This window comes from Prevotella sp. P5-126, assembly GCF_002251185.1.
Classification (GTDB): Bacteria; Bacteroidota; Bacteroidia; order Bacteroidales; family Bacteroidaceae; genus Prevotella.
In genome coordinates this window covers 1-16,620 of the sequence record NZ_NPIZ01000066.1, presented here as the reverse complement: position 1 = coordinate 16,620, position 16,620 = coordinate 1, and the positions used below count along the sequence as shown (strand labels likewise).

Annotated in this window: 15 protein-coding genes; 1 reads left to right on the top strand and 14 read right to left on the bottom strand. The window is 42.8% G+C overall.

The genetic code is table 11. From position 1 onward, the window contains the following. Positions 1 to 119: 119 nt before the first annotated feature. The 7 genes from CIK90_RS14645 to CIK90_RS07110 form a co-directional block, all read right to left on the bottom strand. Positions 120 to 2,618 carry a DNA-directed RNA polymerase subunit alpha C-terminal domain-containing protein gene (locus CIK90_RS14645; RefSeq protein WP_094464729.1) on the bottom strand — a complete coding sequence of 833 codons (2,499 nt, stop codon included), beginning with the start codon at positions 2,616 to 2,618 and terminating at the stop codon, positions 120 to 122. Between the two features lie 19 nt (positions 2,619 to 2,637). Further along, positions 2,638 to 2,841 (bottom strand): hypothetical protein, encoded by a 204-nt coding sequence (locus CIK90_RS07135; RefSeq protein WP_094435664.1) that lies wholly within the window; start codon positions 2,839 to 2,841, stop codon positions 2,638 to 2,640. Positions 2,842 to 2,990: 149 nt separating this feature from the next. After that, positions 2,991 to 4,433: an ATP-binding protein gene (locus CIK90_RS07130; protein ID WP_094464727.1), complete on the bottom strand. Its 1,443-nt coding sequence runs from the start codon at positions 4,431 to 4,433 to the stop codon at positions 2,991 to 2,993. 143 nt (positions 4,434 to 4,576) lie between these two features. Next, positions 4,577 to 6,922 (bottom strand): DUF2357 domain-containing protein, encoded by a 2,346-nt coding sequence (locus CIK90_RS07125; RefSeq protein ID WP_094464725.1) that lies wholly within the window; start codon positions 6,920 to 6,922, stop codon positions 4,577 to 4,579. Between the two features lie 3 nt (positions 6,923 to 6,925). Continuing rightward, positions 6,926 to 8,524, bottom strand: a complete 1,599-nt coding sequence (locus tag CIK90_RS07120; RefSeq protein WP_094464723.1) for an McrB family protein — start codon at positions 8,522 to 8,524, stop codon at positions 6,926 to 6,928. 6 nt (positions 8,525 to 8,530) lie between these two features. Then, complete coding sequence (locus CIK90_RS07115; RefSeq protein WP_094464721.1) at positions 8,531 to 8,743, bottom strand: helix-turn-helix transcriptional regulator; 213 nt, start codon at positions 8,741 to 8,743, stop codon at positions 8,531 to 8,533. 46 nt (positions 8,744 to 8,789) lie between these two features. Beyond that, positions 8,790 to 9,554: a hypothetical protein gene (locus tag CIK90_RS07110; protein ID WP_216820911.1), complete on the bottom strand. Its 765-nt coding sequence runs from the start codon at positions 9,552 to 9,554 to the stop codon at positions 8,790 to 8,792. Between the two features lie 172 nt (positions 9,555 to 9,726). On the opposite strand from CIK90_RS07110, the gene CIK90_RS07105 reads away from it, so the two are divergent. Beyond that, positions 9,727 to 10,020, top strand: a complete 294-nt coding sequence (locus CIK90_RS07105; protein WP_144007241.1) for a type IV toxin-antitoxin system AbiEi family antitoxin domain-containing protein — start codon at positions 9,727 to 9,729, stop codon at positions 10,018 to 10,020. A gap of 335 nt (positions 10,021 to 10,355) precedes the next feature. Here the strand turns inward: CIK90_RS07105 and CIK90_RS14185 are convergent, their stop codons facing one another. From CIK90_RS14185 to CIK90_RS07075, 7 genes are all read right to left on the bottom strand, one after another. Further along, positions 10,356 to 10,766 carry a hypothetical protein gene (locus CIK90_RS14185; RefSeq protein ID WP_144007369.1) on the bottom strand — a complete coding sequence of 137 codons (411 nt, stop codon included), beginning with the start codon at positions 10,764 to 10,766 and terminating at the stop codon, positions 10,356 to 10,358. A gap of 17 nt (positions 10,767 to 10,783) precedes the next feature. After that, positions 10,784 to 11,410 carry a hypothetical protein gene (locus CIK90_RS07095; protein ID WP_094464717.1) on the bottom strand — a complete coding sequence of 209 codons (627 nt, stop codon included), beginning with the start codon at positions 11,408 to 11,410 and terminating at the stop codon, positions 10,784 to 10,786. Positions 11,411 to 11,796: 386 nt separating this feature from the next. After that, the gene (locus CIK90_RS14550; protein ID WP_256387355.1) at positions 11,797 to 11,931 is read right to left on the bottom strand and encodes a hypothetical protein; all 135 of its coding nucleotides are present in this window, start codon (positions 11,929 to 11,931) and stop codon (positions 11,797 to 11,799) included. Positions 11,932 to 11,956: 25 nt separating this feature from the next. Then, positions 11,957 to 12,349 carry a hypothetical protein gene (locus CIK90_RS07090; RefSeq protein ID WP_094464715.1) on the bottom strand — a complete coding sequence of 131 codons (393 nt, stop codon included), beginning with the start codon at positions 12,347 to 12,349 and terminating at the stop codon, positions 11,957 to 11,959. Positions 12,350 to 12,377: 28 nt separating this feature from the next. Beyond that, complete coding sequence (locus CIK90_RS07085) at positions 12,378 to 13,520, bottom strand: hypothetical protein (protein WP_094464713.1); 1,143 nt, start codon at positions 13,518 to 13,520, stop codon at positions 12,378 to 12,380. 38 nt (positions 13,521 to 13,558) lie between these two features. Next, complete coding sequence (locus CIK90_RS07080; protein ID WP_040552952.1) at positions 13,559 to 13,780, bottom strand: DUF6140 family protein; 222 nt, start codon at positions 13,778 to 13,780, stop codon at positions 13,559 to 13,561. Between the two features lie 860 nt (positions 13,781 to 14,640). After that, positions 14,641 to 15,792: an SGNH/GDSL hydrolase family protein gene (locus CIK90_RS07075; protein WP_094464711.1), complete on the bottom strand. Its 1,152-nt coding sequence runs from the start codon at positions 15,790 to 15,792 to the stop codon at positions 14,641 to 14,643. Between the last annotated feature and the right edge of the window lie 828 nt (positions 15,793 to 16,620).

Genomic DNA, 16,620 nt, shown 5'->3' with positions numbered 1-16,620 from the left:
GTTTATTGTATATTTCAATTGCAGATAACATACTTCCTATAGATTTGTCTATAAGGCTTTCATATATTGGATTCTTTTTCATATTTGCAATAATATGATTATGTTCAACATATAAATATCTAAATACTGAATCCAAGCGACAGAATGTAGTTGAACAAGTCTGTCAGGTACTTTCTTCTGTGGTCAACAAAGCTGTTGTAGTTAGCCTTCGAGCGCACCATCCAACTGTACAGTTCTGGTTCAGCAGAAACCGAAGGCAAGGCATAATGACTGTTGATGTAATCCTTGTAGCGTTGGCAGTTGTTACGGAATTCATTCTCCGTGCCATTTCGTGGGATAAAGTCCTGTTCATACCTCGCTAAAGTCTCCGTCAGCATCACTTTGTACTCTTCTTTTATCTCGTACACCTCGTTCTGTACATTATACAACCAACGATAGAGAGACGCCTCGCCCTCGCCATTGCCAGAGACAGGGTAACGATTGTATGATTCTACGAATGCACAGAAATCTGCTAAACGTTCTTCAAAGCTTTGACGCTGTCTGGCTGTTGCATCATACTCTATCCACTTTGCATCATACGACTTTGACTTTAATCCATAAAATCCATCGTTGAAGTGTACAAAGCGGCCAAGTGTATCATCCCCCATCGACCACTCCAGGCTTTGAGGCTTCGTGTTCGGATAGTGCTCTACTACAGCTTCAAACAACTGCTCAATGTGCATAGGTTCGTCCGACTCCTCAAGCAACTTTGCCAGAAGGTCACGAATGGTTCCAAAGAACACATTCTCCCAACTGTCCAAACCGTAGCGCGACGTATTGCCAATGGGTTTGATGTTGGGATGACGGAACAGCCATGAGCGTATCTGAGCCGACTCCGTATATTTATGGTCAGGATACATTTCCTTGAATGCAACAAAGAGTTCATCCACCGACATTGGCTCACCTTTCCTTGCCAATATGGTGTACAAGTCCTCTGCTACATCAATATGGTTTTTCTGCACAAGTACACGACCTTCATCGTCCACTTCCAGTTCTAACCCTTCCCTTGCAATGTAGCTCATCAGTTTGACAGCTTCTGCCTTTTCCTCGGTAGGCATCGTGTTGAGCGAAGCTTCCACTTCTATGCGCGTATCATTAGTATAGCGCGAGGACACCATAGCCTGCAGCGAGTCAACACAGTCACGAATCTTTACGGACGGCATCATCTTGCGGTTGATCACCACAGCCACATCGCCCACTATTTCTGTTTCATACTGATTGCTGAATCTGAGCAGTTCTGTCTCACCGCTCTGATTCCTTACGGCTACCTCAAAGTCACGCTCTCCCAACAGCTGCATCAGTCGTGCGAATACACGGAAGTCAAAGTTCAGGTGTTCACGTTCCTTCAGTTGCTTGTATTCGACCGACTCTGCCGTAACGAATGGCATCGCCAACAACTCGTCATAGCTCTTCCATGCGTCTGTCATAATCAGTTCCGTGTCATGAACCTCGAGTTTTTTCGATGTAATCTGACGTATTCTTTCGCGTGTAAGCCCCATCACTTCTGCCAACTCATTCAGCGTACGTTCCTTGCCATCGAAGATACCATACAGCAAACTGAATATCTTATTGTTACGTACCTCGGAAATACGCATATAGTTGTACAGCAGGAAGAACATCGGATGCACTCCGCAGTCACGACCATGCTCCATCACAAACCTCCTCTCCACACTACTCAGGTATGGATAGTCGCGTTTGAGCAGAGCCGATTGCACCTCATCGTCACTCATCTGCCAGTAGCGGTCAAACTCTTCCTTCAGCAATTTGTTGAAGTTGAACACCTCCGTCAGCGTCTTCATCATGCTCTGACCAGGGCAAAGCTTACGGTAATCCAGCAGAGGAGAGTCAAAATACTGAGCCAAATCCTCAAACCTCGGTGCTGCGTGTTCAACAAAATTCTTTGCTCGTACGCTCAGCTGCTTCTCGCGCATCCGCTCATAGACACTCTGCAGGTACTCACGAACACCTGCCGTGATGAAGAATTCTGCCTTGTCCCGATAGCTGAACTCTTCTAACCTTGGTTGCAATTCTGTGAACGTCGATTTGTATTCCGAATACGTGTCGTTGTCAGCACGCTGTCCGTCCAGCATCCTGTTCATGGCGTCTTCGAGATAGCGTGCATACATTCTGCGAATCTCGACGTTCTCTGCCATCGAGAACTCACCGTGTATTTCCAGCAGGTTGTTCTCGTTGCCCATCACCATACTGTGCAATTCCTTCACCGAAGGGTAACATGCCTTGAAGAATCTTGTCACGTCATTGTCCTCCACGAAGAGAGCCTCGTATGCCTCACTCAGCATCTCCCCGATGGTGTCGCCTACCATGGCAAACACATCCTCTGGGGTTTCGGACTTCTGAGGTGCATTCTCGGGGTTCACCTCTCGGAGCAATGGCACTATCTCTGTATAGGACTTTCTGCCAAAGTTCTTCAACTTCAGCAATTCCTCGGGCGACTCTGCATAGTTCTGCACATCCTCCAGTGTCACCATACCCGCATAGCGCAGGCAGTTATAGGTTCTCGCTGAAATCTGCTTACCGTCAAACAGTTCCTGTATTGTGGTGTCCAAATAGATTCGCATACTATCGTTTTCCTTTTTTTTATTCGGTTTCTAATCCTGCTACCTTCTCAAGCAATGCCTGTGCCTCGGCTATCAGTTCTGCTGCCTGACCAATGGCATTCTGTTCCTCTTCCGTGCCGTCTTTCTCACGGTCAAGGTCGTCCAGCAAGCCGTAGCATCCCACGTAGGCATCGCCCAGTTTCTCTACCCAGATGGCAGCTGTTTGCTTATTTGTTGTGGTCATTTGTCTTCTTGTATTTTCTAGTTACGTGAATTAGTTTGAAAAATGAGCCTAAGCTCTAAGCGGATTTTCTTTGCAATTAAAAACACATTGAATTTCAACTATTTACATCACATGAGGATTTTCTCTGCAATTAAAGATCAATTATTCGACTACCCATAGAATGGTAGGTATGACGTAAATTTGCGGGACGTGTTCTCATCGTCGTATGGTTTCAAAAAACCACGTTCTACGCATTCTGCAATGATGCGTGATGCAACGCTGTTCTTGTTCTTGTCCAATCCAAATCTTTCACGTACCGCTTGATTTGTCAGCATCTCATTTCGTTCATAGAGAATACAAGCGTGCTGGTAGCAAGCTACGGTCTTTTCTTCCTTGGTCATTTCATTCAAAGCCTTCTCGGGGAACATCATCACTCGGGTATAATCGTCGCCACTCTGCACCTTATACGCTGGCAATCGCATTTCCTCGATGGCTGTGACAGCTCGGTCGTAACCACTACCTCGTCGTTCACAAAGGTCGAGTTGTAACATCATCTGTGCTAAACCTTCGTTGCGGGAATGTGGAGGAAGGTCAATGAGTCGGTTTACATCATTGAGGCATGAGCCAGGATTGGTCATCACGATGCGGTTGGTGAAGATTTCTATTGTGATAGGCATACCCGTAATGGCGAAGTCCTGATGCACCATGAGGTTTGCCATGAACTCACGTACAGCCACCTTCGGATAGGTAGGAACGGCTTCTCGTTTCGCAATAATACGCTCCTTGCTGGTCATTGCCATCACCGTGTCGAGCAGATCAAAGAATCCAACTGCATACCCTCTGTCCATCTTGTACTCCAACTCCATGATGAGGTTATTCGCACCTGCATACTTTCGTACCAGAATTTCCTTCATTTTCAATGCCTCAAAGTCCTTCAACTTATGAGCAAAGAGGATAGCTCCCAGGTTGAGAATGTTGTAGAGATCTTCCTGTTGCTCAATCATGCTAAACTCCAGCATCTGCTCGATAATGCGCTCCGAATCCTGCGGAATCTTACGGTCGATGAGTTCGTACATTTTCCTGTAGTCAAGCAGCTCAAGGACTCGCTCTGCCGAAATGCCGCCACACGCCACACGCTTCTCAAAAGTCAATCCATGCGACTGTGCAAGCATCTCATGAACCTGTTCACGAGACATCTTCACGGTATGACCAGCCGAACGGATGTAAGCCTCATAAATGTCACGTCCACGAAGATAGATAGGTTTATTCTGCTGTTCTGGGATGCGGATGAAGAGAAGCGGATGCCCTTCAAAGTCCAATACGGCATGTTCCAATTGGATTGACCACGCAAGATTATTCTTGGCGATATTGCCGAGCTTCTTTGTTGTCTCTTCGATTGTTTCCTTGGAGAGTTCCTCATAAGTGGCATCATCATTCACACCAAACACCAGCACACCACCGCCCTTCAAGTTGGCATAGGCACAAAGATGTTGAGCCAAACGATCTGTCTTATTCGACAAACCGCCCTTCCAATCAATCTCGTTTAACTCCTGTGGCACAGGGTAGAGACTTTTATGTAATGCGTCTAATGCGCATTCTTTCCAGTTACTCATGTATGGATTTATTTTTTTATTGTATTCTTTCTTAAAAATATGCGTTTTGTTTGTCGCCAGCCCCTTGTTTTTGACCCTCTCGCGACGATTAAAACGATGTTTTTAACTATTTTTTACGTCTCAACTGTATCGTCGGATTCTCATCATACTCCTGTTTCAAGCGGTAGAGCTCCGTGCCTGGAGTGATGATGTCCTTGCGGTAGTTGGTGTAGAAGTTCTTTATACTTATCCCTTGCCTCCTCAATCGTCATCCAATCTCCATTATAAAGCGTATTCCGATGATCTATTGATTCGCCAAACGGAATAAACTCATCGAGCATTAGAAAGAAACGTACACCATCGTTTGAGGTCTTCTCGTTGATTTCCTTGTCTCGCTTTCTTGCTGCATTGATGGCAGACACCTTGTACACTCCATCTATCTTGCCTTTGATAAGTGGCATGAAGTATTTGATGCTCTGGATGTCGAGGTTCGGCTTAGTATCTTCTGTTCCTGTGTAATACATTTCTGCGCGATTGTTAAGGAAGTCTTCAAAGAAAGGATTGTCTTGTTTGACAAAGCCAACATAGACAAGAGCATCCTTCTCTTCTGAATACATCAAACCTTTCTGCGGAATGCTTTCGCGCAACTGAACAGAAGGCGAATCTTCGAGGATGATACGTCTTAAATCTTCTTCCAACTTGCCACACTCCACCAACTGCAAATCCTTCAATTCGACATCCTCTTTATATTCTGTGGGCAACAGAGGATAGGCACCAATATTGACGGATTGTATGCTTCGTGAGAAGTATTTGTTCTCCAATTTGTCTGCATCACTCACGCGACCCGGGAACAAGATGTAACCACCGATTACCTCCTTGCTCTGAGGATGATGCCCACCCTCTGCATCATGGCGCGAACCATAATAGATTGCATCACGATAACGATGCATAGCGTTGATGGTGTCTTGCACAGGTTCGTCTGTTGGTGAATCGCTTCGCTTATCATCCAGCACACGATACTTGGCATCAAAGAGGTACGTGAGTGTTGTTTCGCTATTCGGTTTTGTCACGTTGAGCACGATGTCCGGAACTTGAAGCGTTGTCTCAGAATGCTCCGTCGATTTGCTGCAGAGTGAGTACGGATGCTGGTACCAAAGTTCAACCTTGATGCCAGTTGAAGGATGCATGAACGTAACGTGATAATCCACGTCTTTTTGTTCAAATGACTCCATCATCTTTGGCTTATCCTCTACAATCAGTTGCCGCTCTTGAACCAAAGGATCAGTAGGGTCAAGATTGAGAATTTTACATACAAGACGTTTCATCACGAGGAAACACCAAATCTCGTACAAGCGCCAGATTTGCTTCATGCCGATGTTGGTATTGCCTTGTTCGAGCGACAATCCACATTTCAGCATCTGCCAGTATTTGTAGATGTTGCGATAACCTGAACGTTGTTGCAGTACGGCACTCTCTTGCAGATGCCCCTCATACTTACCAACCGAACGATAGAACTTCGAATTGAGTAACATACGGAAGGTACTCTCATATTCGTTCATCTGCTCTGTTGCTTGTTCCGAAAGGTCGTCTTCGTAGGCCTCTCGTAATTCGCAAAAAACAGCGGCAAACTTCTTCTGCAAGTAGATGAGCGTATGTTTTACGAAACGGTTCTCCTTCGTGTTGATAGTATGTTCCGTCACCTCATGGCGATAGTAGAAACGTTCTGCATCCTCACCACGTTCCTCATAGCGTTCTTCTTCCTGTCTGCTCCATCGCTTCACTCGTTCCGGACGAGCATAGTCAAAGCGTTTCTGCGCCTTGCGATTGGTGTGCTGCATGATGTAGCGGCATGCCTTGAAGTATGGCTCTACAACCTGCTTGAAGATGCTTAGCCAGATAATCTTACTCTCCGCTTTGTCGCTCCTTACGACCTCATGATTCTGGAAGGTCAACGTCAGGTACTCGTACACATAGTTCTCGTACTCTGCATTGATGAGTCGCTTGATGTTGTCAAGGTCACGCTTGGTATCAAGCTTGGGTGAGACAACTTCTAATGTTAGACTATCCGTAACGTGTTCACCATCAGCTTTAACGTATGAAAACGAGAGAATGAAGGTCCCAGGATTGTTGAGGAAATTGATGCTTCCCGTAAGCATCCCTTTGTGATAATCAAAGCACTCTGCAATCTCACGTTTAGGATGGTTGATGCGAGGAGTATCCAACAACGGGCAGTTGAACTCGATGAAGAAGTGGTAAATCTCCGTCTCGAACAATACCGGTGGCTGTCCGTCCCATTCCTTGCCTCCTCCTATGTTCTCCATTGCCGTTGTTTTGCCATCATCAGCAACCTTCAGCAACTGCAAATCATCAGCCTCATGGGTAGAAGCGTATGTACAATAAGTGCGCGACGATTCTGGAACGCGACTATTGAATCGGTTCCAAGCTGCTACAATATCACTTGTCTTGATGGTGATAGTGTAGTCGGGGCACTTATAGAGGAGGACTTGCATATTTTATAACCAGAACGTTGTGAAGCCATCACCACCCTTGCCGAATGGCTTGAGCATGTATTCAATCTTATCAGCGCACTCTGTCCAGATTTCTTTCTTATTCTCATCGTCACCAACACGTTTGCTAACGAACTGCTGAAGGCCTTCAAGTGGTTTCTTTGCTCTGTCCTGTTCGCCCTCAATACGTGGCAGTACCTTCATCATCAAAATATCTGCAAACACCTTATCAAGCGTGCAAGCATTCGGATAGAGAACCTTCAACGAACGATAGTAGAGTACGGCCTCGTTGAGCACACGATATGACACTTGGAATGGTGATACGCCCATTGTGTCCTTTGTGTCATAGTTCTTGCCGTTGCCCATCGCCTTGTTTATCTCGTTGATGAAAGCAGTAAATTCATTGTTAATGTCGTTGTCACCTTCCTTCAATTCAAAATCGGGAGTCGCCTCTTTCATCACGTCAAGTACACGAACTTGGTCACAGATGAAACGCTCTGGACAAGCGATATTCTTATATTCAAGAGCATCATTCGTAAGTAAGAAATATGAAGCTGATTCAATGCTGTCAATCTTCGTCTCAAATGTCATAGCTCGATCAATCACCTTACGGCTGAACGAGTTGGTAGTATCGTCCATATTCACTGTACCGATGACGATTACATTCTGAGGCAGACAAAGACCATTCTGTTGCAGATCCTCGATTATTTCCTTGTCAGTTTCAGCATCAAGATTCAACGCCTTCAACGTGTTCTCATCCGCAAAAATAACAGCAGGAACAAGGGCAGCACTCTTCACTTGACCATCGACCACCTTACGGCTTTCCAGTACGCTCAAATACTCAGCAAAGTATTCCTCTACAGGTGCAAGGTTCATCTCGTCCATGCAGACATAGAAAGGCACAAGTGGATGCTTCATAGCCTTAACAAGGAACTTGATAAAATCCGTCACCACATACTTCTTGCCAATATTGGAATAATATCCAAGCAATTCTGTTGAATCGTGCCAATTAGGCTTCACCGAAATCAAGCAGTAGTTTCCAGGCTCTTGCCCCTCTTGTAACTCACCCTTAGGACAAGTCAGATAAGCAAGTTCCTTCACCTTCATACTCTTACCAGTACCAGAGAATCCACCAAGTATAAGGAAAGGCTTCGTCTTGGCTGCTGCAAGGAGATTGAAGTTATCGTTGATGACTTTTTTCTCGTCATCGGTTAGTTTATAGTGGCAATCAAACATAAACGTATTGGCTTTTGTATGGAAAATGTTGATATAATCTGTCTTTTCTGAAGTAGGAATGCTGATAGCATGGCCATCCTTATCTATCATTTTCTTTGCGCTTTCGCCAAAGACAGCTTTCATCGTGAAACTAGGCGAAGGCTTTCCTTTGTATCGCAACTGGATGGTTTGACGTGCTTTGTCCCGCAGATAAACCAATTCGGATTGCATCGTTTGACCATTCACCACGATATTGATGTTCTCTTTCTCCTCGTATGCAATCGATTTACCCAATAAAGAGAATAGCAAATCATTATTGGCAGGAGGTAAATGTGAGCCTTCTGTCAGCAAAGATTTATCTACAGGTTTGTTTTTGAGCAACAATTTCATACTTCACTATTCTGTTTTTGATGAAACGATTAAGTCACGGACATCAACTTCAAGCAAATTTGCTATCTGCAATAGGGTATCCAATGATGGCTGAACCGTATTCGTACACCATTTTGATACCGTCGCAGGGTCTTTTTGAAGCTGTTCACAAAGCCATTTGCTTGTCACATTTTGCTCTGCTAAAACAGCTTTCAGACGATTTATATTTTTGTTTTCCATTTCAAGAAGTTTGCTTTTGGTGCAAATATACCACTTTTATTTCACTCTACAAAGAATTATCTTGAAAATAACATTTTATAATGTGATTTATCTTGTTAGAGAAACTCGGATTGTACTCTAACGAGTCATCTTTTATTAAATAATGTTCATCGTCAAGTCGGTTCTCCTCGCAGAGTTTGGCAACAAGTCGCTGCTCCTCGTCCGTCATCTCCGCTTGTATCTTTGCCGTGCCGCGATTCTTGTAGTTGTCTTTGTCGCTATTCAGTTTGTCTTTCTTGTCTGTTTTATAGAGCAGAATCTTGTCAACCTTGATGCCTGACTGTTTGATGAAAGGCAACTGCTGCAAATCTTCATTGATATCTTCACAATACAAACGGCAGAAATCATCTCCTTCGTCATCAACATCGAAGTCGTCTGGCATAGCAATCACAACTTTTGGACGTATGTTGTCGTAGGGTTTGAACGTATCACGGTCTTTACGCTCGCAACAACCTACAACTATTTGGCCAGCAAGTACCGGGAAGATTTTCTTGCCAATTGCAATATCATCTACCTTATAAACATGGCGCGAACCGTCAAGAAAATAAGTAAATATGGGACGTGAGTAGTCAATAAGCATCTGGGGCACACGAACAGTGTGTACCCTTGTCAGATTGCTTTCAGCAATAAGACTGGTATTTCGTGTAGAAGCAGGCTTGTCGTCATAGTCAAGTACGTCAGCTTCAGAAGACTCAATACTTATCTTATTGGTCTTGTAGCAAAGGTACTTTCCTTCACCTTTTTCTTCTATGAATTTTAGTATTCTTCCCATAAAGAGTGTGTGTTTGAATTTTATTTCGCAGCAAAGTCAATGCTTTATTTTGAGAATCGCCAAATTATTCGCAAACTAAATTTATTATTTAACATTTATTGTAATTGTTGAAAACCAATCATTTTGCCTCTTGGGCCACCATCTTAACACAATTCTCGAAGGAGAAGTTAACATGCTTATACAACGCGGTAAGTTACAAGAAGTTAAAAATGTTAAATCTTTGCCTTTTTCACCATCTACAGAATCTCCATCATCACTTTTCTACCGTTTTAATCAAAATATATTGGTACACAGCAAGTTGCAAATACATGACTTGGCTGAAAAGGCAGGTCATTTTTGGTTCGAAGAACTGCATCCCGAAAAGATAGATGTCGGGACTGGGAAAATCCAAGCTGCTACCAATGGTACATTTAATCGTAAATATAACATGACTATTCCAAAAGATTTAGAAGAATATGAGGGATAATTGAGGCTTCGTCCAACTTATGATTTTGTCATGGAGTTACTTCATACAGGAAATATGATAGAAGTGATGGAACCAAAATCATTGCGACAAACAATGAAAGAATGGGCAAAAAGCCTATGGAAGTTATACAAACAAGACTGACAACTATTGATATGGAAGAAAACAAAATAGAGATATATCGTTCTGCAGACGGAAAGGTCGAACTGAATGTAAAGCTTGAAAAAGATACTGTATGGCTGACTCAAAACCAAATGGCTGAGTTGTTTGGGGTAGACAGAACGTCTATTGTTCGTCATATCAGAAACATATATAAGGTAGAGGAGTTGGATGAGATCTCAACCTGTGCAAAAAATGCACAGGTTCGTTTTGAGGGTAGCAGAAAGAATATCATCCAGATATTCCGTGTTGTATGGCGGCGTATCGAGCATCACCTTATTGTGATACTTCAGCATATCACCTAACGAAGCCAGCCGTAGGGAACTCAGCATCCATTCCGTTACATCATCGTCATCCACGGGATCACGCTTCAGATAATACCGATAGCCGTCGCTCTTGTTACATTCCACAGTAATGCCAAACTGCGACTGGATATTTTCACGATAACGATGAAAGGTACGCTTGTCCAGCACATTGTTATCCTGATTAGCATGGGCTTCCTTCCATTCATCAGCAATCTCCTCAAAGGTAAGATGCGCACTATCCAAGAGGCCTATCAGCCAACTATAGAATTTCACACGATTGTCCATAGCACGTTCTTTGCTTATTACTCCAAAAATCTTTGTATTACCTTGTACCAATAGTCCCAGGAGTAACCTACGGAAGGATGATTCACCGCCATCACTTTCACCTGCTTGCCATTACTCAGAAGATAAGCACCTGTAGCAACAGGATAACCATCCACTACGATGTCGTCACCATCGTGCCAGCGCACATTAGGAAGATTGTTCCAAAGCCTCTTGCCCCATACGATGATGTACTCTGGCTGATACTTTTCGATGACCTCAAAGAATTCCTTGCCTGCCTGTTGATATTGTTCGGCAGTACCAGCCTCGCGAGGACCACCCATCGCCACTTGCAGATAGTTGAAGAATACCACCGAGTTCCAAATCTTCAGCCTCATCGCTTGATTGGTCTCCTCTCCCACTAACGAACGCTCAAACTTCAAGAAAGTCCGCATCCAGTTCTGTCGTTCCTTATTCTCATTGAGATAATCATCAAGCACGTGCTGCGTAAAGTCCATACACTCCCGATGCAGACGGCAGTCGCCACAATCCGCACATTCCTCTTCACAATAATGACTCTCGCCCAATATCATGATTCGCTTGCCAAAGATGCCTCCGTTGGCATAATCCTTGCCAACGAAAGGCTGAAAGAAAATGTTACTGTTCATAAGCTATTTGTCAGTTTTATTCCTCTCATCGATGCTTTTCCATATCTTTCGATAAAAAGTCTTTTTCAAGCCAAACAATCCGCCAAGTGGAAAAGCTATATTATAACTTGATGGATAAGTGTGCATACTGTCACACTTTGGGCATTTCACTGGAGCAGTATAGGCTGTTGCCATCCACTCGCAATTCATACCCTCGAATCGATGTCCGCAATCATCGCAGACAAAAGTACAGAATCCTCTAAACATAAGCGATATGATTTATAAGTAGTTTTTAAAAGAATACTCTTATCATATAAACGAAACGGCATACTCTTGTCCGACGCACAGCCAACCAACAACGATTTATTGAATCATTCATTATTTCGTGCTTTGCGTCGGACAAGTTTTTACTTCTTACCTCCAAACGTAGGTTTTCCACCTGTCATATCTACAATGACATCCAACACTTTTTTAACAATGCTAACAATTGTATCTGCCTCGCCCTGTGAAAGGTTACGCGTATCAGGTTTTAATCTTCCCATAACATTATTATTTTTTAAGTTATTCTTATTGAGGGCGCATTTCTACAGAGACATTACCCTCTTTGTCTTTAACTAACTTAAGAGAGTATTTTTCATGAATAGAATAAGCTAAAAGAGACCCTCCTACACCAAGGAGCATGGCCAATTGGGTGGTAGTTAAAGTAACTGTACCAACAGTCAATCCCATAGCTGTTAACCCCACAGCACTTCCAGCCAAAGAAGCACCACCAGTGAAAGGAGCTGCTATTACACCTCCTACCAAGGCTAAAGCTCCAACTCCTATTGACACTTTTTTCACCTTCTTTCTTGAACGAATCTTTTGAGCAACAATCCCAGCATAGGGACCTTCTATTCTTATTGAATCTACCTTATTTTTGATAGCTTCTTGCAGTTCTTCTTTTGTTCTAACTACTATCATAATATTTCCAATTAAAATTGCAACTAATTTAGTTCATGGCCTTCTCTATATCCTCAGCAGAAAAGCCCAATTGTTTTGCTATCTTTTTGAAATATAATTTTTCAGCCAAAGCTACTTTATCTTCTGCTTTCAAGATATCAACTCCTTTTTCTAACAACTTCGCACTATTAGCTTCATCATTTTGTATAGAAGAGAAGTCTATTTGCAATAACTTATCACCGCTCATTAGTTGTGCAAGTTCTAATTGCTCATCTTCAGACAAAGTGGAACTCTCTATTTCATTAGATAAAAGAGTTTCTTTTCTTTCATTCCAATTACCTCCTACTTTTGCCAAATTAAGCATGAATTGAATAATCAACTTATCTGGATTCTCTGACGCAATAGGAGACTCCGCTCCATCTTCTACCTCAGAAAAGGTTGCATTTACAAAATCTTCTGTATCTCCTTCTGGGATGTGAATGTCATACATTTGTTCCTTCAATTTCTTTTGAAGACGCTTAGCTGAAGGACGGAATGTTGCAGCAGTTAATCCACCAGAAATAACGCCACCCAAAATGGGAATAGTTTTACCTACGCCTTTAGCAAAAGTATCTTTTGTCAGCTTTATTCCTATCCATTTGGCTACTTGCTTAATAATAGGATAATACACTGTTTTAGTTAAAGCCTTTTGAGGCAAGCGCTTAACAACTTGAACAGCAAATGCCTTGGAAACATTTTTAATTGCATTATTAGCAGCAGCAGCTCCCATCATCACACCGACAAACAAAGTCAACATATCTTGTGATGTTTCGGTAAGATTACCATTTTCATCTCGCAAGTCAGGAATACCATAAAGATAGGCTAATTTCTGTGCCAAGACAAATGTATGCCAATAATATTGAGCCATGTCTGCTGGGATTGTTGCTGCCATAGCTAATCCTCCAGGAATACCAGCGACAACCGACAAAGATGTAACTTTCAATAAATGATTATTGATACAGGAGTTTGCTAAACTATCTATTCTATCTTCCGAAAGGACATCAACAGGATTTGAAATAGCCTTCTCCAATTCATCTTTAGAGCAATACTGTCGAAGTTCTGATCTCAAAAACGTCTCTCTATCTACTTGTACTCCAGGAATAGCCAAAGCCGAAGACATAACTTTGTTCCAAACTGTTACTTCATTTGCCATAATAACTAAATTTTTAAGTTTAAATATAAACGGACCATTTAGTCCAACTTCTTAAATTCGAAATCATTCGGATTGCAGCATGCTTTCTTATAATCGAAAGCATAGATGCGCATGTAGGCTTCTTGCACCTCCTTGGCTCCATTATAAAAAGGGGTGGCGGTGTGCTGCATGGTTGTTACGGTCACTACCATATCGGGAGTGAGGACGGTACCGTTAGAGCGTTTGAGGCGCTTAGGCTTTACTTGAAATACCTTGCTCATAAGCATTCAGTTTTAGGTTCATTATATATAACTGTTCCTGCTTTTCTGCCGAAACAGCGAATCATTTACTTTTAGGGGCAAAGATAAGGAAAATCTGCGAACCAAACAAGTCCATAATGGTCCATAAGTAAAAAAAGAAAGGTGCGAACCCCTACTTTCTTCACTTCCTTGTAAGTTAGGCTCTGGTAAAACCCGTAGAAAAGAAAATGCGAAAGAGGAATCCACACCTATGACGGCGTAAACTCGCTCAAACAGATTCTCGTTCTTTCTACGTTTCAATTTACCAGATTTCAACTTACAGAACTGAATAGCTTGCTTGTGTCCACAAGATTATCTTGTTTCTCTGCATCGTAGCGACTTCAAGCGAGGACTTTCACCTGCCCTGTCACTAACCAATGGCAAATGTATTAAAAATCTGATGAGCCACCAAATTTTTAACAAGAAATCTTATGGATTCCTCTTATATTTCACATCTCAGGGACTCCACTCCCTCCTTCTTCCTGCATCCATACCTTATTATAGATAGAATGATTGTCAATTCTGTGGCAAAAGTACAATCAGGATGCGTCAAAAACTGACATAGGAGGAGAAAAAATGAAGAGGGAAGATTAAATTGAAGATGAAATACAATATGCATACTGCCCAGAAAAGAAATATGACCTGGACATTGATTTTTACATCTGCACTCCGTAAGAGTGACATACACTATTTACAAAGTTATAGTCATTCTTTTGTTGTTATTATCAGTTTTGTTGATAAGAGGGCTATGTCCAGATAGAAGACTAAATTCAGTTCACAATAAAAATAAAAAATCATCTGCGAGATTCGTGTGACTACATCAGTACACGTTTTTTGCCATTTTACAATAGCTCCTCAGGCACACAGTCTGCCATAGCAGCGTAAGCAGTTTCGCTTGGATGCAGATGGTCTCCAGAATCGAAGCCAGGAGCGAAAGATGCAGGATTACTGCGGTCGCGGACAGCTAAATCGAAATCTACACAACCGTCAAAGAGGTCGGAAGAGCGAAGCCAATCATTAAATCGAGTCCTCATCTCATCACGCTTTTCATTGTAAGTGCGCCATCCGAAGATAGGAAGTAGCGTTCCATTCCATACTTTCAGTCCCAGTTTACGAGCATGTTTCACATAGATGTTCTCCATGCCGCATTCCAATTCTTCGCAAGTAGGCATATCGCTCCAAGGTCGGAATGGATTAACCTCCACACCAACAGGGTGTATGATGTCATTGATACCGTGCTGAATGATTACTGCACTGGCACCTGCTACATTCATCTCAATAGGAAAACGCGTCTCACCTTTCAGTCCGTAAGCCTGATATGTGATGCAGTCATACTGTCGGAGGATTCTTGTTCCGCTTACAGCACGACGTATGATAGCCACATTATGGAAACCATTTTCCCATGCACGGATAGCAAGCCAGTCGGGCCAGCTCTGTGCCGTGATGGAATCACCGAAGCAAACGAGAGCATGATTTTTCTCTTCCGTCAGCACATCTATCGTATTGAGGAAATAAAACCAGTTGGTATTACGCGTCAAGTCGATAGGAAGTTCCTTCTCTGAGGCGAAATCTCCATAGGAATACTTCCCCTTGGAGAGCGGTCCGGTAATTAGAGTGCCTGCATTCATCTGTGTGAAGCCTGCGAAATACATGCTCACATCGACCGTCTCTCCAGCCTCGATGTCGAAAGCTATTTCATCGCTCTCCACCTCTTTTCCTGGTTTTATTATCACCGAAGCATTTCCTTCGAATGTTATAGGTACAGCACCGTAGTTCTCATTTTGCTTTGCTACGTATGCTTTGGTCATTGCAACGTCTTCTGTACCCGTAAGATTTGAGAAACGGAAGCGCATCTTAGATCCTGAGAAAACAACTCTTACGGGGTATCTCAGGGTGATATCTTTGGCGTAAACACACTCTTTTCTGTCTGTGATGGATGTGGCATTACCCCAGCATGCCACCCATTTGGTAAATTTATCTTTCTGTTGAGTCATAAATGTTTATGTAAAATCAGGATGCAAAGCTACTCATTTTTTCTAAGACAGCAAAGTTTATATTACGCAAAATGCCTGTTAAAGGTCTGTAATCATGTCTAAACAAACAAGAAATTGATTTAGGGCAACTTTCAACAAAGTGATCAAGCTCCAGTTCTATACCAGCCGTGAAGACGCTGGAGGGTAAAATCACCAACAATCAAGTGAAAAGTACAGAGATTGTGTGGAGCAAATACTCAGATGCAAACTTCACCCCCGACTTCAACATGCAGTAGGTGTATTGTTGTGCCATCTGGCGTCAGGCCAGTTTGGGGATTCCTCGTCGCCAAACTAATCGTTTGTCGTCGAGTTTTCGATAGTTTCTCGTTGCTTTCTCGTCCCAGTCTCGTTGCTCTTTCGTTCGTTTTTTGCTTGTTCCTCGTTCGGTCCTCGTTCGGTCTTCGATAGACTAACGAATAAGCAACGAGAGACGAACGAGAGACGAACGAGGAACTAACGAGAAGTGATCGAGAACCGAACGAGAAGCTATCGAGAACATGTCGGGTGTCAATCAAAAAGCCGTGGTTCTTCTGTTGCGACCAGTTTGGATTGTTGAGCGTGATGTCTGTAAACATAATTGTGTTGTTTTTAGTTGTGCGATATTTGGTTTGGTGCCAAGGTGCCTTCTTGTTTTGAAAATCATCCTCAGGTAGAGCTGCAAAGATACAACATCACAAAACCCAGATGTCCATCTTTGTCACTTTTTGTCACTCTTTTAGTTAATTTTTAATTTAGTTTAACTAAAATATAGATATATTCACATAAATCATGTGCCTTAAGAACAACTCC